Source organism: Halolamina sp. C58 (genome assembly GCF_051195095.1).
In the GTDB taxonomy this organism is placed as follows: Archaea; Halobacteriota; Halobacteria; order Halobacteriales; family Haloferacaceae; genus Halolamina.
Genome location: NZ_JBNTJY010000004.1, coordinates 69134 through 91658, shown reverse-complemented (window position 1 = coordinate 91658; position 22525 = coordinate 69134). Strand labels below are relative to the sequence as shown.

The window sequence follows — 22525 nt, the reverse complement described above, 5'->3', positions numbered from 1 at the left end:
TTGCTTATACCGACCACCGACTCAAGTGAGCTGACTGAGACTCAGGTCGCCGGAAGGTGGAAGGAACTCAAAATGTCAAATCGTCTTTCCGCAGCTCTACACAAGAGCGAGGTTGGTGCGGGATTCTACTCGAGTTCCAGCCAGGAATCGGCCCTTAAACGTACACCGAGCTATAGGTTCTGCCACTGCGTGACGTGAATGGCCACGACAAGAGCGATAAGTGCCCCACCACCGAGGATGGCAAATGGGACGCCAACACCCTGGGTGGTCTCAAGAACCATCAGCCGACGCAACCCGCGATGGAAGTGATAGAGTGGCATAAGTGTCGCGACTGTCTGCAAGTACTCCGGCATCAGGTCCAACTCCCAGAATACGCCGGACACGAACATCATCGGCAACGCAACCGCCATGCCGAGACTCGTCGCTGCGTCGGACCCATCGACGAGACTGCCGAGTGTCATTCCGAACCCGGTGAATGTGACCGCCCCGAGCAGAATCAAGCCGATGGCGAGCGGGCCGGGGATGACCGTTACGTCGAAGACGAGGTGCGCAACCCCTACCATAACGCCCGTGATCAAGAGGGCGAGAACGGCCTGCTGGAGCACGTTTGCGAGGATCCAATCACGCTTCCGGAGCGGGGTCGCTATCAGCCGCTTGAGCGTTCCATCACCGCTGAATTCGGCGAGCAGCGCCGGGAGTGTGATGAGTCCGTTGATCATCACGACGGCCGCAATCAACGCTGGGAGAAAGTACCCGACGCCTTTGACGTTCCGATTCCCCAGCTCTTCGCTCACGACGGTCGTCGGGGGTGTATCCATCCCGATGGCACGCGAGTTGAACTGGGCCACGACGCTCGAAAGGATGCCCCGAATGGCGGGCGCTGCCTGGTCGTCGCTCGCCGACAGGAACACGACCGCAGCCGGTCCCGTCGCGTTCGTCCCGTTCCCCGTTGCGTTGAGTCCCTGCCGAATTCGTGCTCTGGTCGTTTGATTGATTTGCCCGCCGGCACGGGCCATCGTATCGAGAACTACGGACCGGCGAGCCTGGCGGCTCCCCGCCCGTACTCGGTCGGCAAACCCATCCTGAATGACGACGACACGCGTCGCGCCAGCAGATCGTCGCTGCCGGCTCCACTCGGTAATATTTTGACCAGGCGGAACTGTTCGGATAGTCAGCGCATCGACTTCTTCTAAGGCATCGATAAACGTTGTCGAGAGATTCGTCGGTTCTCCCTCTGGCCCGATGTCGTTGTTCTGGACGTGGACCGTGAACTCGGCAGAGGCGCCACCGAAGACGGCACTGAAGATGAGAAGGAGGATAACCGGAAAGAGGAACGCGAAGAACACGGCTTCGCGGTTGCGGAGCCAATCTTTTGAGAGCGCGATCAACAGCGGCCAGACGCGAGTCATTGAAGCTCACCACCGCTCCCGACGGTTCCGCCCGCTAGTCGGAGGAAGACATCCTCCATCCCCGCCTCCGTGAGTTCTATCGAGTGCTCGCCCTCGACGTCCAGCAACTGGCCGAACGCCTCCTGAGCGTCAGCCCGGGCCTCGAAAACCCCAACGAGAGCGCCAGTATCGTTCTGATAGACGTCGGCGGCGACGGAGCGAAGTTCTGCTTCGAGTTCCTCACTTCGGTTCTCCGATGAGTTCACGACGAGTTTCACGTCACCGCCGTACGTATCCACGAGGTCGGCAACCGTATCGACGGCAACGATCTCCCCATCAACTAACAGTGCAGCGCGGTCGGCCAGTTCCTCGACCTCTTCCATATAATGCGTCGTCAGTACCACTGTCGTACCGAGGTCGGTCAGCCGGTCGATCTGCTCCCAGGTTGACCGTCTGGCAGCGGGATCGAGCCCCGTGGTCGGCTCGTCCAGGAAGAGTACGTCTGGATCACTGACGAGCGCCATTGCGATCCCCGTCCGTCGTTGGTAGCCCCCGGAGAGGGCAGCAAATCGAGTCCCAGCATAGTCAGTCAGGTCAAGCTGATCGAGGATGGTCTCGGGGTCGTTTCCCTCCTCGTACAGTTGGCGAGCGAGCGTGACGTTCTCGCGCACCGTCAGTCGGTCGAACGTGTGAAACGACTGTGGAACGACTCCAATACGTTGCTTGATTTTTCGTGACTCCTCACCCACGTCATACCCCAGTACGTTCGCGGATCCGCTCGTCGGGGTACGGAGGCATTCAAGAATCTCGACGGTCGTCGTTTTCCCGGCACCGTTTGGTCCGACCAACGCAAAGATCTCGTTTGCGTGCACCTCGAACGAGACATCCTCGACCGCGGTCGTATCGCCGTAGGTTCTGGTCAGGTCGTCGACGGCGATAACTGGAGGATTCGATTCTGCGGGCATCAACTGCAGTGAACGAAATATCTCTCACGTCGCTCGATTGTTCGAATTCGGGTGAGTGATGCCTGGATGAACCCGTTCGTAGAGGGGGTAGAACGACGGTTATGTGACATATGCCCCTCATCTACGGCTATTGTGTTAAATTCACTCCCGAATACGAATAGAAGACATACATCGTTTCCGACCCTGTCACAGCGTTGAATCCTCGATCTTTTGACCATTCGTCAATCAAACCCATCGGCCAGTAGTATACTCACCAACAGAGATGGCTCCCACCAATCGACACCACAAGAGCGTGAGTGTATACAAACCTCGTTTGCCGGGATCGTGCCCAGTTCAACCGCGAGCCCGTCACGGATTCATTGTTAACGGTCACACATATAACGCCGACTACGATGGGGCGACGGATTCGCGGTATTCGTTCCCGAGCGTCCACCGACCGACATCGTCAACGATAACCATCGCGTCGCCGCCAGTAGCGCCATCCGGTTGCGTTTCGATCCGGAACACAAGCCACCCTGTGATGCGGCCCCCCGGCTCAATTATCCCTGCAGCCGACTCCTGGCGTGTGTCGTAGTTCGCGTATTCGACCCCATTCGCCGTGAAATTTCCATCGAGATAGACCTGATTACAGTTGTTCGCCGGTTCGCCGAAATTCTGAGCGCGACACGCCGGCGCAATCACCGAGATATCGCCCACGGAGGTCCCTGGAAGCTGTTGGGGCGCGTCCCCCCGGTTGTCGACTGCAACCCGTACCAATAGGAGTCGCCATGAATTTTCCCCGTGGGTGTACCCACGCTCGAGCTCCGTTACCTCTGTGACAGTCCGAGTGTCTGTAATCGTAACTGAACGGGGATTCTCCTGAACCGGGTCGCCGATCGCGACGATTGGCAGCGCAATCAGCGCCGTGACAACCATACTCACCACAAAAAGTGCGCCAATAGCGGGCAGCACCCGCATGCTGAGCAGCTTCCGTGTTTGGTCGTTCGGATTGCCGGGGAGCCACGCCGAGACCCGTTGGCCGACACTCGGTCGCAGCAGCCAGAACCACAGCGGACTCGCCAGCCCGAGTAGCAATCCGAACGGAATGAGGAGCTGCTCCCAGAACGGCGAAGTAGCGGTGACCGGAATTATGAGGGCACCACCGAGAACAGCCCCGGCCAGCCCGGGCAGGAATCGCACGTCTTGGAACGGACGGACAAGGCGGCCCCCTGGCTGCTCCAGCCGGTACCACACCGGCCGTCCGATCCAGTACCAGAGCGGCGATCCGATTCCCACAGTCCCCGGGATCCACAGGAGAAAAAGTGAGGCGAGGAATCGAGTGTTAGCGTAGCCGAGTTGCCAGTTGCCCCCAAGCAGTATCACGAGTGTCCCTCCGCTGAGGGTCATCCCACCGAGTCCGCCCAGAAGACCACGAAGGACTCGCATCTCGGCGGGGAGAGAGCTGCGTACCGTCTGGATCGGGGCTGGCCAATTATCCATCCCTGCTCCTGGCGGCTTCATTGAAGGCTCTCTCGATAGGTTCGGGGTCTACCGCCATAATGGTGTGTTCTTCCTGGAGTTGTTGGGTCACTATCCACCGCTGTTGTCTGTTCTCCGGTCCCACTGCCGGATGGCGGTGTATCCGTGACGTTGCAATCATTCGAGAAGCCCGAGATCAACGAGTTGTGTTTGGATGGCCTCCAGTGCCTGTTCGGCGTCGTCGGTCTGCTCTCCACCTGTGATGACGAGTTTCCCACTCCCGAAGAGGAGGGCAACGACAGGCGGATCGTCGAGGCGGTAGACCAAGCCGGGGAATTGTTCGGGTTCGTACTCGATATGTTCGAGCCCCAGGCCGATCGCAATCGCGTTCAGATTGAGCTGGTGACCGAGGTCAGCACTTGAGACGATGTTCTGAATTTCGATATCCGGTGAGTCAGTTACCTGCACCCCCAGTTCGCGGAGTTCGTCGAAGACCTGTTCGAGGGCGGCCGTAACGGCGTCGACGCTGTTCGCGCCGGTGCAAACGACCTTCCCTGAGCGGAAGATGAGGGCCGCGGCCTTGGGGTTCTGCATGCAATAGACGAGGCCTGGGAAGTGGTCGGGGTTGTAGTCCGTCGCTTGGAGGTCCTCAGCAAGCGTTTCGAGAGCAAGTTCTTGGCCGATATCAGTCGAGGCGACCACGTTCTCGATGCCAATCGACTCTGTGACCGTACTCATACTGCACCCTAGCTCACACAAGCCACATAAAGACCGCTCGCCGGAGTAAGATATCGTCCGTGTACTGACGCTTGCTCTGTTTCAGAGGTCGCGTGGCTGGACCGTTTTCCGGTCGTTTGCTTCGGCTCGTCGAGCGGCGTCTTCAAGCAGTTCGGCGACCTCCTCGTCGAGGGCATCGTAGAAGTCTACCGCCACGTTCATCCCGTCGAGCTGTTCCTTCACGGCCGCTTTGACGATCAGGTCCGTCATACGTGTCGTTCGTTCTCAGGTCTCCACTATAAAAGCATAGACATCCGCTGGGGTGGTTAGAGGCCCTATGATTGGTATTCAGGTCAACAGACATATATCGCTGTATGGTGAACTATCCCGTGACATAATGCACGACTTGACCGGCTTCCAGCGGGACCTATTGTACGTGATTGCCGGCCTTGACGAGCCCCATGGCCTCGCAATCAAAGATGAACTCGAAACGTACTACGAGAGCGAGATTCACCATGGCCGACTCTATCCGAATCTCGATACGCTTGTCGACAAAGGGCTCGTCGAAAAAGGTGAGAAAGACCGGCGGACAAACGTCTACACGTTGACCCGTCGTGGCCACCGCGAGATTGAAGCCCGACGTGAATGGGAGCACCAATACCGCGACGATGTGGAAGCCGGCCAGGCATAATACTGGTTACTCGAAGAGTGTGTCGAGATCGGCGTCCTCGCTCACATCGGTGAGTGTCCGGTTGAGTAACTCCCGGATGATGAACTCTTCGTAGTGCTGGGCCTTGCAGTACTCACACGGTTTCATCTCCTTCGCAACTGACTCGATTTCATCTCCGTGTTCCTCGAGCAGGGCGTCAATGACAGTTCTGAGCTCATCACGAAGTTGGGTGCGTGCCCCGGTGAGACGCTCGTCTGCGTCGTCCGGCAGATCGTACGAGAACACTCGGGTATTCGACTTGTAGTATTTCCATGTGCCACCACCGGCCTCTTCGAGCCGGGCGAGTTCGACCATTCCGGCATCCTTGAGAACGTTCACGTGGTGGCGGACGGTCGTCTCGGCCTTCTCCTCGTGGCGACGTTCGAGTTCTGTGTGAATCTCCTCGATGGTCATCTCGCGGTCGGTAAGCATATCGAGAATTTTCGCTCGAACGTCGTTTTCGAGGGCCTTCGCTTTTGTGGGATCGGTTGTGATAACGTTCGTGATCGGAACGTCCTCCTCGAGAAGCGCCATTGCACCGTTCTAAGGGCGCTAGAAAGATAATATTGCCGGTATAGGAATAAGAGTAGCAGAATAGAAATAGAACCGATACAATAGGAGTCATAGTGGTTAAGAGCGAGCCGTGTGTAGGTCGACTTGATGGCGAGCACGCAGGTCCAGTACAATATCGGCGGGATGAGTTGTTCGTTCTGCGCCGAAACAATCACCAAGGCGTATGGACGAACCGACGGCGTCGACGATGTCGACGTCAGCCTCGCTCACGAAGAACTCCGCGTCAAGTACGACGACGACGAGATCTCGGAGGCCGAGGTAAAAGACGTCGTCCGGGATCTCGGCTACACGATCCGGGACCCCGACAAAGAGAAACGCTTCGAGGAACAGCAAGAAGAGCTCGACGAGGGGAAGCGCCGCCTCTGGATCAGCGGCATCGCGGCGATCATCTCGCTAGTACTGATGGCCGTAATGGTCGCCCGAAACGGCTGGAACATCTTCGCCGAGACCGACGCCCGCTGGATGTGGTATGGCTCGCTCGCGCTCGCACTGGTGACGATGTTCGGGCCAGGCCGCTACATCAAGAATAAGACTTGGCAAAGCCTCAAGCGCGGCATCTTCAACCAGCACGTCCTGCTCGAAGCCGGTGCCTTCGCTGGCCTCGCCGGCGGTTTCCTCGGCTGGTTCGTCTTCACCGGCCGAGGGTTTCCAGTCGTCCACTTCTTCGTCGTCTCGACGTTCATCACCACGTACCATATCCTCTCGGAGTACACCAGCCTGATCGTCCGCACGCGCGCCTCGCGAGCGGTCAACGACCTCATGGTCCTCCAGCCTGACACCGCGCGCCACGTCACCGACGACGGCGAGATCGAGGAGATCGAGATCGACGAACTCAACGTCGGCGACCGGATCCGGGTGAAACCCGGTGAGAACATCCCCATCGACGGTGAAGTCATCGAAGGCGAGTCGGCTGTCGACGAGTCTGTCGCGACCGGCGAGTCCGCACCGATCGACAAACTGCCTGGCGACGAGGTGATTGGCGGCAGCGTCAACGAGACGGGAACGCTTCTGATCGAGGTGACAGCCACCGGCGAGGACGCCTTCCTCAACCAAGTCGCCCGGCAGATCGAGGAAGCCCGGGCAATGAAACCCGACATCGTCCAACTGGCCGACCGGATTCTGAAATACTTCGTCCCGGGCGTGCTCTCGATCGCGGTCGGCGCGTTCCTGTTCTGGGTGATCGTGCCGACCATCTTCCCCGGAACGATCCTCGGGACGGGCCCGCAGTTCGAGACCGCGGCGTTCGCCGCGCTCGCGGCGCTCGTCTTGGGCTACCCCTGCGCGCTCGGCATGGCGACGCCGCTGGCACTCATCCGTGGCGGCGGCGAGGCCGCGAAACGCGGCATCCTGATGCGCTCCGGTGACGCCTTCCAGGTCTTCCAAGAGGTCGACCACATCGTCCTCGACAAGACCGGCACCATCACCGAGGGCGAACCCGCCGTGGATACGGTCGTCGGCGTCGGCGATAATGCCGAGGTCGACGTGGTGCGAATCGCAGCGAGCGCCGAAGCGTTCAGCGAACACCCGCTCGCCGACGCCGTCCTCGATTACGCCGACGAACACGACGTGAACTTCCCGGATCCAGAGGCGTTCGATTCGGTGACCGGGAAGGGCGTCCGCGCTACTATCGATGGTGACGACGTGTTGGTCGGTAAGCCCGGATGGCTCACTGACGAAAGCGTTGACCTCTCAGTAGCCCAGGAGGACATCGGGAACCTCCAGGGGAGGGGTCTGACCACCGTCGGCGTCGTCGTTGAGGGCACCCTCATTGGCCTTGTTGGCATCGGCGACGAGATCAAACCCGATGCAAAGGAGACGCTCGACCGGATGAAAGCGGAGGGAATCACGCCGGTGATGATCACGGGGGACAACGACCGGACGGCGCAGGCCGTCGCCGACGAGGTCGGCATCGAGCGCGTGATGGCCGAGGTGCTCCCGGACGACAAGCGCGAGGAGGTCAAGCAGATTCAGGATGAGGGTCACCGGGTGGCGATGGTCGGCGACGGGATCAACGACGCCCCCGCGCTCACGCAGGCCGACATCGGCATCGCCATCGGTGCCGGGACGGACACCGCTATCGAGTCGGCGGACATCGTCCTAATGGGCGATCGCCTCGGTGGCGTGATGAACGGCTACGAAATCGGCGAGACGAGTTACACGAAGACCAGGCAGAACCTGCTCGCGGCGTTCTCGTTCAACGGCATCGGCGTCACGGTCGCCACCACGGGTCTCGTCCACCCGGTGTTTGCGATGATCGCGATGGTTGCCTCGGTGTCGGCGGTGTTGGCCAACAGCTTCGCTGGCCAGTTGCTCTCCGGCGAGGGCATCAAGACGGATTTCTCCGTCGAGACAGTCGAAACCGAGGAAGCTGAGAAGACCGAGCAGGAGGTCGAGCCCGAGGAGGCCGGAGCGGTCGAGGCGACCGACGAAAAGCCAGCTCGCGAGACGATGCTGTTCGCCGTCGATCTGCATTGCGAGGCGTGTGAAGAGCGCGTCAGAGAGACACTCAGTACACGCGAGGGCGTTCGGACCGTCGAACCGGACGCGACCCAACAGCGGGTCAATATCGCGTTCAATCCACACGTCACGAACGCCGCGGAACTCCGCCAAGTGATTGGTAACCTCGGCTACAGCGTCACTGACCCCGCCTCGACGATCCCTGAATAGTCCGGTCGCCACCGTCCCGAATCGGTCAGCGGACGCTCTCGTGGATGCTGTTCGTTGATACCGTACTTCGATTATCCCCGGCTCATCGTCGCTTGATCGGTCGCCCACTCCAGCAGTGGTTCGAGTCGTGAGCTGACCTCACGGCCGTTGTCTGTCAGTTCGTATTCGACACGTGGGGGAATCTCGTCGTACTGGGTCCGTGTGATGAGTCCCGCCTCCTGGAATTCCGTCAACCGACGCGAGAGTGTTGTCGTACTCGCGGTCGGTAGGTGGTCTTCGATCTCGGCGAAGCGGAGTGACTCGTGGGCACCGATGATACTGATGAGTTGCATCGCGTACTTCCGGCTCAATGTCTCGATGACGCCGGTGAGCGGACAGTAACACGTCCCGTCAACGTCGCAGGTCGGGGCTGGCGGGGTTGTATCGGCCATTGCTTTACTGCCTGCAAGTGGCTCCACGGCTTTATACTCGACAGTATAACTACTCCACATTCTACAGTAAACGTATGGCTGATCCGCAGTCGTACGATCTCGTGATTCTGGGTGGTGGCGCAGCTGCCTTCGCTGCGCTCACCGAGGCAGACCGCCGCGATCTCTCGACGGCGATGGTCAATACGGGACTGCCCCTCGGCGGGACGTGTGTGAACGTCGGGTGCGTTCCGAGCAAGCACCTTCTCGCCGTCGCTGAGACAGCGTACGAACCGCCCCACACGTCGTTCGAAGCCATCGAGTACGGTGAGGACCAACCCGCGATCGACTGGGCGACAGCACTCGACGAGAAGGACGACCTCGTCGGGCAACTCCGCCAGGAGAACTACGTCGATGTCGCGGAGCACTTCGAGACTGACATCTACGACGGATACGGCCGGTTTACCGATTCAACGACTCTCGACGTCGTCGATGGCGCGGACGAAGGAGCGCACATTACGGGCGAGAAGGCTCTCCTCGCGATGGGGAGTTCGCCGTGGGCTGCGCCCATCGATGGCCTCGAAGATGTCGATTACGAGACTAGCGAAACGATCCTTGAGCGGCGTGACCTTCCCGGGAGTTTCATCGTCCTCGGCGGGGGCTACATCGCCTTGGAGTGGGGCCAGATTCTCCACCGCGTTGGCGTCGATGTGACGATTCTCCAGCGATCTGATCGCATCCTGTTCGGGATGGACGGGCAACTGGGGCGCGAGATGCAGCACTGCTTCCGCGAGGAAGGCATCAAGGTCGTCACCGGCACCGATTTCCAGCAAGTGACATCTGCAGCTGCCAATGGTGGTCTTCCAGCGCAGAAACCTGGTGTCAGCGTCGAAACCGTCGTCGACGGCGAGGAACGAACCTTCGAAGCCGAGGAGTTGTTCGTGGCGACTGGTGTGCGTCCCAACAGCGGGGATATTGGACTCGATGCGATCGGCGTCGAGACGGACGAGCGCGGCGTAGTCGTCGTCAACGAGCACTTCCGCACGACGAATCCCGACGTGTACGCAGCGGGGGATGTGATCGGTGAGCCGATGCTGGAGACGGTCGCCGCGAAGGAGGGCAATCACGCGGTCAAGAACGCCTTCGGAAACGAGGGCAAGACAATCGACTATGCGGCCGTTCCCGCCGTCGTCTTCACCAGCCCCGAGGTGGCCAGCGTGGGTACCACCGAACTGGAGTATATGAACGAGTACGGCACCTGTTCGTGTCGGACGGTGAAGATGGCGGATATGCCGAAAGCGAGAGCCGTCGAGGATACGCGGGGACTCCTCCAGGTCGTTAAGCACCACGAGACAGACGCGATCGTCGGTGTTCATATGGTCGCGCCACGGGCTGCGGATATGATTCCCGAGGCGACGCTCGCCGTCAAATTCGGGCTCACTGTCGACGACATTATTGATACAGTTCACCCGTTCCCGACGTTCTCGGAAGCATTCAAGCACGCGTGTCAGGCGTTTCGTCGGGATACGTCGATGATGAGTTGTTGCGTCGAGTGAACTCGACCCCGAGCACGCAGGTTTACGTTTGGTCGCCAGTGGACTGACACAGCAGTGGTTTCTCGGTAGCCGCCGTCGAAATCCCGGAGCTGCCCCCACGAGAAAGCACTTACCGATAGCGCTATCCATATCGGTCTGCAGCGTCCCTGCACGAGACGTTCGGCCCTCCACCTCAGTGTCTTCGACCTGACAACCTTTGCCGGCTGTACGACGGCCCGTGGTGGTGGAACCGCCCCTGAGAGCTCGCCGACTCGTTACAGTACGCGAGGTCGGCACACCCACGCGGGCGTTGGTAGTCGATATTCTTGTGGTGGCGGAGGTACGTGACGTAGCCGTCGTCGACCCGGTCGAGGATGTCGTGACAGAACCACTTCTCGCCGAACCAGTTCGCTCTTAGATTCCGGTACGGGCAGAGGAAGATCGTTCGTTCGACCGCGTCGACACGCGGCGTCTCGACGATGCGAACCCCGACGAGTCGGTACGCTACTCGAAGCCGTCGAACGACAGCAATCGGCGTGTTCGCCCCGAGAAAGAGAACGTGTGCAGCGACGTAGCCGAAGCCGTGGAGGAGGCGTCTGATCATTATTGGCACGGTCGCTTCCCACCGAGAAATAAGTTAACCAGCCGTCGCTACCAAATACGCTGATCTACGTTCTGTAACCCCACTATGTCGGATCGTACGATTCCTCGAAAGCTTGGACGAGTTCCTCCAAGGACGTGTGATCGAGTGCCGTGAGGAGCCTCTCGAGCTGTACATACACCTCTTGTAATTCTCGAATCCGCTCTAAGTCGTGTGTGGCTTGCTCCGAATCGAGAGACTCGAGTTGGTCCTCGGCTGCATCCAGCCCTGCGGTCATCATTCGCAGTTCCCGCGTCATATACTGTTGGAGGAGTTCTTCAGCGACCTGCCAGAAATCGCGCTGGGCTTCGAAGTAGACCCGGCGTCCACTATCGGGCGTGCTGGTTCGTTCAACCATCCGAAGTGCCTGGAGATCCTGCATGACAGAACTCGCCGTCGATTTCGAATAGCCAGTTCGATTTACAAGATCATCGAGTGAGAGGGGCTCCGTAGCGAAAAACAACACGCCGTACAAGCGCCCGTGGCTCTGATTGAACTCCAACACTTCTGCCGAGCGGGCGAAGGCATCGATTACCTCCGCACGTGCCTCCTGGATCTGGGGGTCGGTCATCGGTGTACTCTATGATGGGGTAATGTATGTGCGTTTTTGAGGAACGCTGTTCGATCGTACGAACATCTTGCTGTTGCTCGTACTCTCTTATCGGTTGAAATTCCCCGGTTCATATCCAGCTCAATTGTGGGTTCGTCACACCAGTTATACTGCTCACGATCTGTTGGTGGGGGTAATAATGTACTGTGTGTTTTGTTTTGCTAAGCCACTGCATGCGCTGTTCTGTGATCGCAAACTCTAACTTGGTATCGATATCGAATTTCGGCGAAATATGGAGAGTGAACAAGTCAAGGGTGGGTTGTCCTCGTAATGGAAACTGTATTGAGATAGAATCCACTATATCCTGTATATGCTAAATCAATCAAATCAGTGGTGGAGACACGACGATGAGTGACGCCCAGCAAGCATCCCGAACCAGTGGCCAACGAGAAACTATCGTTCATGCCGACGGGATCGAGAAGACCTACGAGTCGTGGATACCGTTCACTCGGTCGGTCGAAGTCCTCGACGGTGCCACGCTCGAGATCAACGCTGGTGAAATCGTGGGGATCATGGGCGGCAACGGGAGTGGAAAATCAACGCTGATGCAGATTCTGGCCGGTGTCCTAGACGCCGACGATGGGACGGTGACCCGGTCGGGCACTATCGGGTGGTGTCCACAGGAACCGAGACTCTATGACCGGCTCACTGTCGATGAAACCTTCGCGTTGTTCGGTCGTGCGTACGGGATGTCCGCTGACGACATCGAGGAGGCCCGTTCGTGGTTGATGGAGGAACTCGATTTCGAACGGTTTCGTGATCGCCAGGTGCGACATCTGAGTGGCGGGAACCGGCAAAAGCTCAACCTGAGCGTCGCGCTCATGCACCAGCCCGATCTGCTGCTGCTGGACGAACCCTATACCGGCTTCGACTGGGAGACGTTCCAGGCATTCTGGGATCTCACCGAGGAATTACGGGACCGCGACATCGGCATCGCCATCATCTCGCACATCATCAACGAACGCGACCGCTTCGACATCATCTACGAACTCCACGAGGGGCACCTCCACCGAGAAGTCGTCGGCGAAGACGATGAATCTGGGGCGACACCCAGTGAGGAGGGCAGTGATTCCGAGCATACAGATGGGAACGGAGGGGAAGCGACGTGAATCGCGTCGTTCGCACCGTCGCAGGTGTCCGCGCCAGCGCACAGTCGTTCTTTCGTGAGCGTCTCAACCTCGCGCTACTAGTCGTCCTTCCCGCGGTGTCGATTCAGGTGTTCGGGATCAGCCTCAGCCAGTTTCCTGAATCCGGCTTCCTCACGACTACCACCTCCCTCGGTATGACAGGCCGCATCACCGGCGCTGTCTTCGCAACAGGCGCCCTTGCTGGCGTGCTTGGGCTATTTCAGATCATCAGCGCCCGTGACGCCGATCGTCGACTCTCCATCTGTGGCTTCCCGGCCGTGGATTTACTCGTGTCCCGCTTCATCACGCTCGTCGCCATCTGTTTCGTCATCGCTGGGATCGCAACAGTGACGCTCATGGGGTTGGTATCTAAACCCGTCACCTCCCCAGTGTTCGTCTTTAGTGGCCTCGCTATCGGTGGTATCACCTACGCGATGCTGGGGATACTCGTCGGTTCAGTACTGCCCCGGGAACTCGAAGGGTCGCTCGTGCTCGTCATTCTCGCAGATATGGATAACGTGCTCGCCAGCGGGATCTTCGGGATCAGCGAGACCTTCACTCGCTTTTCGCCCCTCTCGTATCCACACGAGATCGTGACACAGGCTGTTCTCAACGGTGACTTCCCCAGCGGGAATATTCTTCCAGCGATGCTGTTTGTCTCGGTATTCGGTGTCTTAGCCGTAATAGCATACACGCGGACCGTTGAACCAGTCGCCACAGGTGGTGGAACCCAATGAATACGCGTATCCCGACAGTAGTGGCAATGGGGCTTCGAGAGTTTCGTCGAACGCCTGTGCTGCTTGGATTGCTGGTCGTGCTGCCGATGTACTTCATCGGTGGATTCATGTATATCATGCCGACGACGACGCTGCCGGTGTCGATTGCCGGGGAGCGTGTGACTGTCGAGATGGCGTCGTTTTTTGCTGCGCTCATGACACCGATTACCGCTGGACTTCTCTCGGGAATTGTTGGGCTCTTTCTGATGCACACCTCTGCGGAAGCCGACGACCGCTTACGGCTGGCAGGCGTCCGGTCAAGTGAACTCGTCCTCTCGCGGGTTAGTCTTCTGGGGATCGGTGGCCTCCTCGTCAGTGGTGCGTCACTGGCGGTAGTTCTCGTCGGATTCACACCAGCATCGATTCCTGGCTTCGTTGCCGGGACGGTCATGGCCGCACTGACGTACGGCATCTTGGGAGTTATCGTCGGTGTGTTACTTGACCGGCTGTCTGGGGTGTACGTGATGCTCTTCACCCCGACAGTCGATATGCTCCTGTTTCAGAATCCCCTGGCGACTAATCCTCCGAGCTGGGTAGAGTTTCTTCCCGGATATTTCGTCACGAAGGCCACGATGGATGCAGCGTTCGCCCCCGGAGTCGATGGAGGATACTTCGTGGGTGGAATAGGATATCTCCTGATCCTCGTTGTCGTTGGGACAGCCGTGTTCTATCGCGTGATGACGGTCAACTGATTCGAACGTCTGCATCAGAGTCTATACCAAAATGAACCATGAACAATCGCAGCCTAATGGCGATGCTCCGTTGAATGCCGACGCCCTCTGCGGATCGTATCGCTGATTTCACGGAATTTGGACGCTGTCTGGCGATATGGGGCGTCTCAGGAACCTCGCACAGACGTTTCACGAGTTCGCCACGAACTACGTTGAAGAGCCAGACGTACCCGCCGTCGCCGACGGCGACGACGGGTACGACAAGTCTACGAAGATCGGCCTCCTTCTGCTCAAAGAGGAGATCAACAAACCACTCCGGAAGCTCGAAGACTACCTCAACGAAATGCCGGGAATTCTCGGTGTGTTTGATCTTGAGGAATCTCCTGATTACACCTCTTTCAGCGTTTGGGACGATGAATTCCCGATGAAGGAGCTGCGCCGCCTGCTCCGCCGAAGCGCGGAGCAGGCGGGGCTTTCGGGTACTGCATCGATCGACGCCAGCGGCTTCCAGCGCGATCAAGCTAGCTCACACTACCGAAATCGGGTCGGCTATTCGTTCAACGCGATGAAAACGACGCTGCTCGTTGACACGGAGTCTCTTGCTGTTATGGATGCTCATTTCACGACAAAGAAAGCCTATGACGGCCATATCGGGCTGCAGGTCTTTCGGCGGAACGCCGAAGACCTGCAGGCGTTGCTGGCCGACAAAATGTACTCGTGGAGTGATCTGCGTGAAGCCTGTCGTGACGCATCTACACGACCAGTGATCAAACACTGCGAGCAAAACGCACTCAAGAAGGCTCACAACGCCAGAATTGACGATGATGTCTACAACCAGCGGTCAATGAGTGAGACCGTGTTTGCGATGCTGAAAGACGACGGCGACGAGATCCGCTCCCGGAGCTGGCACGGCCAGTTCCGGGAGCTCACACGGAAGTGTATCGTCCATAACCTCGCGCAGGCGGCGAGCTAGACCTCGCCGCCTGCTCTCCTTCTCCGAATGTATTCGAGAGAGGCATCGCCATCGTCCACCTCATACTTCGCGCGGTGTCTTGTGAAACTGATGTTTCGGTCATCGGACGATCCGGCTAGAATCGAATCGTCCGATCTGAGAATCTACAGCTAAAGCGCCGCTAGCGGTACAAAATCGAATATCATAAATTCGATGTTGCCGCCGTCTTGCGTTCAACACGGCAAATGGCGATGATTCGGCAGTACGAGAGATCGCTGTATTCGGCGCAACCGGTGGGACTGGTCGCCAACTGGTTACACGAGCCACCGCAGCTGGGCACGATGTGACGGCGCTCGTCCGCTCACCGAGCGACCTCGAAACGAGAGATCGCGTCACGCTCATCGAAGGTGATGTCCTTGACCCTGACTCCGTCGGAGAGACCGTCAAGGGAACGGACGCGGTCGTCTGTATGCTCGGCCGCACACCTAACAACCCGGATGATATCGTCTCCCGAGGGACCGAGCAGATCATCGACGCGATGACTCGACACGACGTGCGTCGGCTCGTCGTGCTGACATCGATGGGCCTCGGAACGAGCGTTCGGCAGGTTCCGTGGTACGTTCGCGTCGTGACTGCGACGCTGCTCCACGACCTGATGGCGGATAAGGCTCGTCAGGAGGAACTGGTGATGCGGAGCAATCTCGACTGGACAATCGTTCGACCGGGCGGTCTTACAGACGGCCCGTACACCGAAGAGTACGTTCACGGCGTCAACGTGGATGCGACTGCTGGGCCGATTTCACGTGCGAATGTCGCGGCGTTCTTGCTACGCATCGTTCGTGAAAATGGCTACATTCGGGAGACCCCAGTTCTCACCACCCGGGACGGCGTTACCGTCGAATTTCTTCGCGAGCAGGCGACCAGTATCGCCACCCGACTCCGTCAGGGGTGACATTAGTCGGTCGTCGTGCTTACACCCTCTGTACCGCCGTGCTGCTGGCCACCGTCAACCTGCTCTTGCTGATGGAGCCAGTAGAGGAACAGGAAGAAGACGGTCGCGAGTACGTTCAACACGAGCTTGTAGTTGAGTTCGATGCCCACTTCGGCGACCTGCGCCGATGCCCGTGAGGGAATCAGCCCGAGGCCTAGGAACAGGAAGTGGATGACGAATCCGACGACCACGGCCGTCACGAAGATCATCCCGCTCATGATCGCCGCGAATTTCGTGCCGTAGTACTCGTCGTAGGCTTTCATGATCGGCGGGACGATGAGGTCGGCGTAGATGTACGACAGCACCGACCCGAAGGGCAGCCCCTTCGTCCAAAGGACGGTGCCGAACGGGACGTTGCCGACCGAACAGACGAACGTGACGACGCCGATGACGGCACCGAGTGCGGCCGTCCAGAAGATGTAGACCGGGAGCCCGAAGACGGCCCCGGAGAAGACGCTCGTCCAGACCGATTCGGGGATGAAGCCGGCGATGAGGCCGGCGAAGATGAACCCGATAGCGATCTCGTCCCAGAGCATCCCCCACTCCGAGAGCTGCTTATCAGCAAGCGACTTCCAGCCGCTCCACGAGGTCGCTTTCTCCCGGATCGACGTGTTCGCCGCTTCCGGATCGAAAGAGTTCTGACACGACTGCGAGCAGAAGTAGTAGGTTTGACCGTCGTGTTCGGTGGTGTACTCGGTCTCTTCGGGGGTGACCTCCATCCCGCAGACGGGGTCTTGTACCGTGCGTTCCTCGCCGTCCATAGCGTGCTCGCGGGCTTCGTCGAGGACCTCGTCGGGGACGAGGTAGACGAAGCCGACTGACATCAGGCCGATGAGGAGCAGGCCACCGACGATGTCGGCGACGAGGAACTCCCAGCCAAGCAGGAGCCAGATGACGATGCCGATCTCGATGACGAGGTTCGTGGAGGCGAACTGGAAGGCGGCGAGCGCTGCGGCGGCTGATGCGCCCTTCTTGTAGAGGTTCTTCGCCGTGGCAATGGCCGAGTACGAACACGACGAGGAGACGAATCCAAAGAAGGTTGCGAGGCCGATGGAACGGGGGCCGTGGCCGTCGAGCAGCTCCGAGATCTGCTCGGTAGACGTCCACGCCTCGACGCCGCCGGCGATGGCGAAGCCGACGACGAGCGCCCACCACGTGATCCACGCCATGGCGGCGGTCGTCGTCGCAGCCTGGCGGGCGCTCTCGGCGAAGAACGTGCCCAGCGGTTGCTTGGTTGTGACGACGCCGATCCCGACGGTGATTACGGCGATGATCGAGAGGATCGCGTAATCTGATCGGTCCATAGCTCTGTGCCCGAAGGATAGGGGCATCATCCCCTAATGCAGTTGTGGCTTTCGTCGTATGCCTCTCTCCGGGCATTGTTCTTTTTGTGTAGGTGTGTATGCGGTAGTAGAGTTCGGAACTCAAACCCACCTGTGGCTCGTAAGGGGGAACGGACTTGTGGTTGGCTGACCTGTCCATTCGTATGCTGATGTCCTCAGTCGAACCGCTCTCGACGGCGATCGTTCTCTCGAGTAGCATATACACAGCGTCGAAAGCTCACGCCATCTGGCGCCGGTATCGGGGCACGTACGGGCGACTTCTCGTCGGCGTCGTGCTCGTGAGTCTCGTCTTCGGACTCGCGCACGTCGGAAAGCTTCTCTCGTTCCCACACGATCTCCTCGCGACGGTAGAAACCGGTGCCGTGATAGGTGTCCTGGCCGTGATCGCCGCACTCGGATACATCCACCCCCGCGTGTACGATTCGGGTGGTGAGACGCGATGAGCACGCTGTTCCTCACAGTTCTGTCGGTCGCAGCCGCGGGAGCGGTCGCTGTCCTCTGTTACGTGTTCCTCTATCGTGAATCCGTTCTCGTCATCCAGCGTCCGTTCTTTTTCAGAGTCGGCGCCGGTGCGCTACTCGGTACGATAGTTGGAGCGAGTACACTACTGTTCGATGTGGTGCCGATACATCTCGTCCATGCCGTGTTTGCGGTCTCCGTCGCCGCAGCTGTCCACGCTGTCGAGAGTGGACTTCATCCGAACACTGAAGCGTGGTTCTACTCGCTATTCGAGAGCTGACCGGTTGTCGTTCGTGCATCTATCGCTCATCTGAAGCGGTTTGGATTCGTAACCATAACCGAGGTGAACGTGGCGGTCGTGGGTCGTCGTAATGAGTGAGAAGCTGGGATTACTCGGCGGGGTTTCGATCGCGTTGGGCGGGATGATCGGTGGGGGCATATTTGCTGTACTCGGTGTCGTCGCGCAGATGGCGGGGCCGTCGGCGTGGGTCGCGTTCACCGGTGGTGGTGTCGTCGCCTTTTGTGCGGGCTATTCGTACGTTCGGCTCCAGCGGCTCGGCGACGTGAGTGGCGGCTCCGTCAGTTTCATCACGGAGTTCGTGGACTCAACGACGGTCGCCGGGATGGTCGGGTGGACGCTCCTGTTCGGCTACGTCGGGTCGATGGGGATGTACGCGTTCGCGTTCGGGAGTTTCGCGACGCGACTCCTCGGCGTCGAGGCGGCCGTTGGCGTCCCGTTGCGACCGGTCGTCTCGGTGCTGGCGGTGTTCGGCTTCGTCGGGCTGAACGTGTTGGGCGCACGGACGAGCGGGACAACCGAGGTGGTACTCGTCGCCGCGAAAGTGGGCATTCTACTCGTGTTCGGTGTCTGGGGGTTCTACTTCGGTGCGGAGACGGGGCAGCTGACGACCGGCCTCAGCGCAGCCACGGCGGGCGGGCTGCTCATGTCCGCGGCGCTGTCGTTCGTCGCGTTCCAGGGCTGGCAGCTGCTCTTCTACGACGAAGAGAGTCTCCGGAACGCCCGAACGACCATCCCACGAGCGGTCTACCTCTCGATCCCGGCGTCCCTGATACTGTACGTCTTGGTCGCGGTCGTGACGACGGGGCTGCTCCAGCCCGGGACGATCGCGGCCAATCCCGAGATCGCGCTGGCCATCGCTGCCGAGCCGTTCATGGGACGCATCGGGTTCGTCCTCATCTCGTTGGCGGCGCTGTTCTCGACGGGGAGTGCGATCAACGCGACGCTGTTCTCGGCGGCACACTTCGCGACAGGGATGCTTGAAGACGACCTGCTCCCCGATCGGATCGGTGACGAGGACGCCGACGGCGTTCCGACGCGGACCCTCGTCGTGCTGGGCGTGATCACCGCTGCGTTCACCGCGTACGGGAGCCTGCAGGGGATCACGTCGTTCGCGTCGCTCGCGTTCATCTCCGTCTTCGGGTCGATGAGTCTGCTCGCGTTCAGACACCGAACGGGCGTGCGGACTGGGGTTCTGCCCGCCATCGGCGTCCTGGGAGCCGTGCTGTTCTTCCCGTCGCTCGTCTACCATCTCGCGGTGATGGAACCCGAGGTCTTCGGCGTCGTCATCGTCGTGGCCGCCGTGGTTCTCGGCCTGGAGGCGCTCTACTTCAAGCGTGAGACGATCCGGTCCGGAATCGACGGGATGCAGTGAACCGCACCGGAGTCAAGTGGTTCGACGCCTTCGGCGTCTCCTCATCACGGAAGAGCTCCAGTCTTCCGAACGACCCGGAGGCAGTTGCCTTGCTCATCCGTAGACCCGGGCTGCGAACCTCCAAATCTCGGAGAACGAGTGTTCCGGAATCTCGCCGCCAATGTATTAGTTTAGACTCATTTGAAGTTTAGACGCGTCAAATTCAAGTGACGCCCCGTTCAACGCTCGGCTGTGAGAACCCACACCACCGGGCCGAGGACGAAACCATGCCATCGATAGACTACGACACTGCAGCAGAACTGACAGAACAGCTCGAAGAACGACTCGTCACATCACTCGGCGGCGACACGAGTGTCAGCCGACGCACGGTGCTTGGTGGTCTCGGTGTCGCGGGGAGTGCAGCGTTGGGGATCGGAGGGACGCGGGCGAGCGCCTCGCCCGGCCACGGTACCGGGGACGAATCCGGTAACTTCGGGGCCGTCGGCGAGTATCAGGATGCTGATTTCGACCCCCACGAGTTCCTGACCACGTTCAACACCGGCCGGAGCGGGCAGGAGTCCGTCCCCCAGCGGGTGTACGAGGAGGAGGGCCGCACGGTTCGAGAGTTCGAGCTCACGGCCGTCGATACGACGATCACGATCGCGCCGGGCGTCGAGTTCTCGGCGTGGGCGTTCAACGGCCAGGTGCCGGGGCCGACGATTCGTGCCGTCGAGGGCGATCTCGTTCGAGTCAAATTCACGAACCTCTCGAAGAACGCCCACACGATTCATCCCCACCTCCAGAACCTCAACCCCCGCATGGACGGGATCCCCACGAACGGGCCCGGCGAACTCGATACGGGGGAATCGTTCACCTACGAGTGGATCGCCCAACCGGCGGGGACGCATTTCTATCACTGTCACTCGCTCCCGTTGAAAGAGCACATCCACCGTGGCCTCTACGGGACGATCATCGTCGATCCGGATCCCGAACGGGTGCGGGAGAACCCGCGCGACTACGTCAACTATCCGGGCCCCATCGACGAGCAGCTCCGGAAGCGGCTCGTCGAGAAAGCCAAGAGCCGGAACCACGAGTACGCCGAGAACGACGCCGTCAACGAGATGGTGATGGTGATGAACTCCTTCGACACGGACTTCGACGGCGCCAACGAGGTGTACGCTGCGAACACCCGGGCCTTCGCGTACGGCGTCGGTGAGACCGACGGCGAAGGTAATTGGAAGGCGGGCGAGACGAAACGCCCCATCCAGGTCGACAAGAACGAACTGCAACGGGTGTATCTCGTCAACGCCACCGAGTTCGACCCCATCAACTCGTTCCACAGCCACTCGCAGTTCTTCGACTACTACGACCACGGAACGACGTTGACGCCGACGCGCCAGACCGTCGATACCATCATGCAGTGTCAGGCCCAGCGCGGTATCATCGAACTCGACTACTCCGATCATCAGCCGGGACTGTATATGATTCACGCCCACCAGTCCGAGTTCGCCGAGCTTGGCTGGATGAGCTTCTTCGAGGTGGTCTAAATGTCCGAGAAACTGAACCAAGAGGAGACGCTGACGGACGGGGGCGAAACAGTCGACAGCGAAACAGCACGACCGCTTGGACTGCCTCGGTGGGTGACCGCAGTGGCACCGCTGGTGTTGCTCGCGCTCATCCTGGGCGTGTTCGCGATGACGTCACCACTCGCGGGCATCCAGGGTGGGGAGCCACTCCCCGATCTGGCGATCACGCAAGCGACGATGCCGAACGACGGGACGGTCGTTCTCCACGTCACGAACAACGGTCCCGACCCGGTCACGATCTCGCAGGTGCTCGTCGACGAAGCCTACTGGAACTTCCAGATCGAGGGTGCTGGCGGTGACCAAACACTCGCGCCGATGCAGAGCGCACAGGTCATCATCCCGTACGACTGGACGGCGGGTTGGGATCTCCACGTCTCCCTTCTGACGGCGAACGGCCCGACGTTCGGACATACGATCGTGGCACCGACCCAGACACCCGGGTTCGGCCTCGGTCTCCTCGGGTCGTTCGCGTTGATCGGGCTGTTCGTCGGCGTGATTCCGGTCGCGCTCGGTATGCTCTGGTTCCCTTACATCCGGACGATGAGCGATCGCTGGCTACACGCCGTTCTGGTGTTCGCCGCCGGCGTGCTGGCGTTCCTCGCCTTCGACGCCGGGTTCGAGGCGTTCGACCTCGCCGAACGCGTCCCGGGTGCGTACGAAGGGCCGCTACTGGTCGTTTCCGGGATCCTCGGTGCGTTCTTGCTGGTGCAGGCAATCAGTTCGTGGCGCGAAGGCCGCGCCGAAGCCGGCGATGCACGAGCGAACAGCGGGCTGTGGATTGCGTATCTGGTCGCACTCGGAATCGGGCTCCACAACCTCGCGGAAGGCCTGGCTATCGGGAGTGCGTTCGCGCTGGGACGTGTCTCGCTCGGAACGTTCCTCATCGTGGGGTTCATGCTCCACAACGTGACTGAAGGCCCGGCGGTCGTCGCACCCGTCGCGCGCGACGAGCGCCCTGAGTGGTGGCATTTCGGCGCCCTGGGCCTCATCGCGGGGGCACCCGTCATTCTCGGCGGCTGGATCGGCAGTCTCGCCTACTCGCCGACGATGGGTGCGTTCTTCCTCGCGATCGGTGTCGGGGCGATTCTCCAGGTCAACTGGGAGATCGCAGGGATGGTCCGTGACGCGGGCGGCCGGGTCGCCAGCGCCACGAACCTGTTGGCGTTCCTAGTCGGACTCGGCATCATGTACGCGACCGACCTCTTCGTGGCGCTCTAATAGATCCGCACTCCGTTTCACGTTACGATGGCAACCGAGTTCTATACCAGGCGATCGTTCTTGCGGTTGGGTGCGGTATTC

At 59.9% G+C, this 22525-nt stretch carries 23 protein-coding genes; 13 read left to right on the top strand and 10 right to left on the bottom strand.

The window, feature by feature from the left end; translation table 11 throughout:
* Positions 1-170: 170 nt before the first annotated feature.
* From ACQUSM_RS15670 to ACQUSM_RS15650, 5 genes are all read right to left on the bottom strand, one after another.
* Entirely contained in the window at positions 171-1409 is a 1239-nt protein-coding gene (locus ACQUSM_RS15670) for an ABC transporter permease (RefSeq protein ID WP_435120083.1), read from the bottom strand.
* Positions 1406-2353, bottom strand: a complete 948-nt coding sequence (locus ACQUSM_RS15665; protein ID WP_435120081.1) for an ABC transporter ATP-binding protein — start codon at positions 2351-2353, stop codon at positions 1406-1408. The genes ACQUSM_RS15670 and ACQUSM_RS15665 overlap by 4 nt, the downstream gene beginning before the upstream one ends.
* Before the next feature lie 387 nt (positions 2354-2740).
* Positions 2741-3739, bottom strand: a complete 999-nt coding sequence (locus ACQUSM_RS15660; protein WP_435120079.1) for a hypothetical protein — start codon at positions 3737-3739, stop codon at positions 2741-2743.
* A 249-nt stretch (positions 3740-3988) separates the two neighbouring features.
* On the bottom strand, positions 3989-4549 hold the full coding sequence (locus ACQUSM_RS15655) for a TATA-box-binding protein (protein WP_435120077.1): 561 nt from the start codon (positions 4547-4549) through the stop codon (positions 3989-3991).
* Between the two features lie 81 nt (positions 4550-4630).
* Positions 4631-4798 (bottom strand): DUF1931 domain-containing protein, encoded by a 168-nt coding sequence (locus ACQUSM_RS15650; protein WP_435120075.1) that lies wholly within the window; start codon positions 4796-4798, stop codon positions 4631-4633.
* Between the two features lie 127 nt (positions 4799-4925).
* Here ACQUSM_RS15650 and ACQUSM_RS15645 point away from each other — a divergent pair, with 127 nt between their 5' ends.
* A complete protein-coding gene (locus tag ACQUSM_RS15645; protein WP_435120073.1) occupies positions 4926-5219 on the top strand; it encodes a PadR family transcriptional regulator in 294 nt (97 codons plus the stop codon).
* A 6-nt stretch (positions 5220-5225) separates the two neighbouring features.
* Here ACQUSM_RS15645 and ACQUSM_RS15640 read toward each other — a convergent pair whose 3' ends face one another.
* Positions 5226-5771, bottom strand: coding sequence for a winged helix-turn-helix domain-containing protein (locus tag ACQUSM_RS15640; protein ID WP_435120071.1), 546 nt, complete (start codon positions 5769-5771; stop codon positions 5226-5228).
* 126 nt (positions 5772-5897) lie between these two features.
* Here ACQUSM_RS15640 and ACQUSM_RS15635 point away from each other — a divergent pair, with 126 nt between their 5' ends.
* Positions 5898-8477: a heavy metal translocating P-type ATPase gene (locus tag ACQUSM_RS15635; protein ID WP_435120069.1), complete on the top strand. Its 2580-nt coding sequence runs from the start codon at positions 5898-5900 to the stop codon at positions 8475-8477.
* 71 nt (positions 8478-8548) lie between these two features.
* Here the strand turns inward: ACQUSM_RS15635 and ACQUSM_RS15630 are convergent, their stop codons facing one another.
* A complete protein-coding gene (locus ACQUSM_RS15630; RefSeq protein WP_435120088.1) occupies positions 8549-8908 on the bottom strand; it encodes a winged helix-turn-helix transcriptional regulator in 360 nt (119 codons plus the stop codon).
* Between the two features lie 74 nt (positions 8909-8982).
* On the opposite strand from ACQUSM_RS15630, the gene merA reads away from it, so the two are divergent.
* On the top strand, positions 8983-10440 hold the full coding sequence (gene merA / locus ACQUSM_RS15625) for a mercury(II) reductase (protein ID WP_435120068.1): 1458 nt from the start codon (positions 8983-8985) through the stop codon (positions 10438-10440).
* Between the two features lie 172 nt (positions 10441-10612).
* On the opposite strand, the gene ACQUSM_RS15620 is transcribed toward merA, so the two are convergent.
* Both ACQUSM_RS15620 and ACQUSM_RS15615 read right to left on the bottom strand, forming a co-directional pair.
* Positions 10613-11023: a hypothetical protein gene (locus tag ACQUSM_RS15620; protein ID WP_435120067.1), complete on the bottom strand. Its 411-nt coding sequence runs from the start codon at positions 11021-11023 to the stop codon at positions 10613-10615.
* A gap of 82 nt (positions 11024-11105) precedes the next feature.
* Positions 11106-11630, bottom strand: a complete 525-nt coding sequence (locus tag ACQUSM_RS15615; protein ID WP_435120065.1) for a GbsR/MarR family transcriptional regulator — start codon at positions 11628-11630, stop codon at positions 11106-11108.
* 386 nt (positions 11631-12016) lie between these two features.
* Here ACQUSM_RS15615 and ACQUSM_RS15610 point away from each other — a divergent pair, with 386 nt between their 5' ends.
* The 5 genes from ACQUSM_RS15610 (at position 12017) to ACQUSM_RS15590 (ending at position 16147) form a co-directional block, all read left to right on the top strand.
* Positions 12017-12778 (top strand): ABC transporter ATP-binding protein, encoded by a 762-nt coding sequence (locus tag ACQUSM_RS15610; protein ID WP_435120063.1) that lies wholly within the window; start codon positions 12017-12019, stop codon positions 12776-12778.
* A complete protein-coding gene (locus ACQUSM_RS15605) occupies positions 12775-13533 on the top strand; it encodes a hypothetical protein (protein ID WP_435120061.1) in 759 nt (252 codons plus the stop codon). Before ACQUSM_RS15610 ends, ACQUSM_RS15605 begins: the two co-directional genes overlap by 4 nt.
* Complete coding sequence (locus tag ACQUSM_RS15600) at positions 13530-14264, top strand: hypothetical protein (RefSeq protein ID WP_435120059.1); 735 nt, start codon at positions 13530-13532, stop codon at positions 14262-14264. The genes ACQUSM_RS15605 and ACQUSM_RS15600 overlap by 4 nt, the downstream gene beginning before the upstream one ends.
* Positions 14265-14400: 136 nt before the next feature.
* On the top strand, positions 14401-15216 hold the full coding sequence (locus ACQUSM_RS15595; RefSeq protein WP_435120057.1) for an IS5 family transposase: 816 nt from the start codon (positions 14401-14403) through the stop codon (positions 15214-15216).
* Between the two features lie 187 nt (positions 15217-15403).
* On the top strand, positions 15404-16147 hold the full coding sequence (locus ACQUSM_RS15590; protein WP_435120086.1) for an NAD(P)-dependent oxidoreductase: 744 nt from the start codon (positions 15404-15406) through the stop codon (positions 16145-16147).
* 2 nt (positions 16148-16149) lie between these two features.
* On the opposite strand, the gene ACQUSM_RS15585 is transcribed toward ACQUSM_RS15590, so the two are convergent.
* On the bottom strand, positions 16150-17490 hold the full coding sequence (locus tag ACQUSM_RS15585) for a permease (RefSeq protein WP_435120055.1): 1341 nt from the start codon (positions 17488-17490) through the stop codon (positions 16150-16152).
* A 182-nt stretch (positions 17491-17672) separates the two neighbouring features.
* Here ACQUSM_RS15585 and ACQUSM_RS15580 point away from each other — a divergent pair, with 182 nt between their 5' ends.
* From ACQUSM_RS15580 to ACQUSM_RS15560, 5 genes are all read left to right on the top strand, one after another.
* Complete coding sequence (locus tag ACQUSM_RS15580; RefSeq protein ID WP_435120054.1) at positions 17673-17972, top strand: hypothetical protein; 300 nt, start codon at positions 17673-17675, stop codon at positions 17970-17972.
* Complete coding sequence (locus ACQUSM_RS15575; RefSeq protein WP_435120052.1) at positions 17969-18268, top strand: hypothetical protein; 300 nt, start codon at positions 17969-17971, stop codon at positions 18266-18268. The genes ACQUSM_RS15580 and ACQUSM_RS15575 overlap by 4 nt, the downstream gene beginning before the upstream one ends.
* A gap of 91 nt (positions 18269-18359) precedes the next feature.
* On the top strand, positions 18360-19661 hold the full coding sequence (locus ACQUSM_RS15570; RefSeq protein WP_435120051.1) for an APC family permease: 1302 nt from the start codon (positions 18360-18362) through the stop codon (positions 19659-19661).
* Positions 19662-19927: 266 nt separating this feature from the next.
* Positions 19928-21187 carry a multicopper oxidase domain-containing protein gene (locus tag ACQUSM_RS15565; RefSeq protein ID WP_435120050.1) on the top strand — a complete coding sequence of 420 codons (1260 nt, stop codon included), beginning with the start codon at positions 19928-19930 and terminating at the stop codon, positions 21185-21187.
* A complete protein-coding gene (locus tag ACQUSM_RS15560) occupies positions 21188-22444 on the top strand; it encodes a ZIP family metal transporter (protein ID WP_435120049.1) in 1257 nt (418 codons plus the stop codon). It begins immediately after the preceding gene.
* Positions 22445-22525 lie beyond the last annotated feature (81 nt).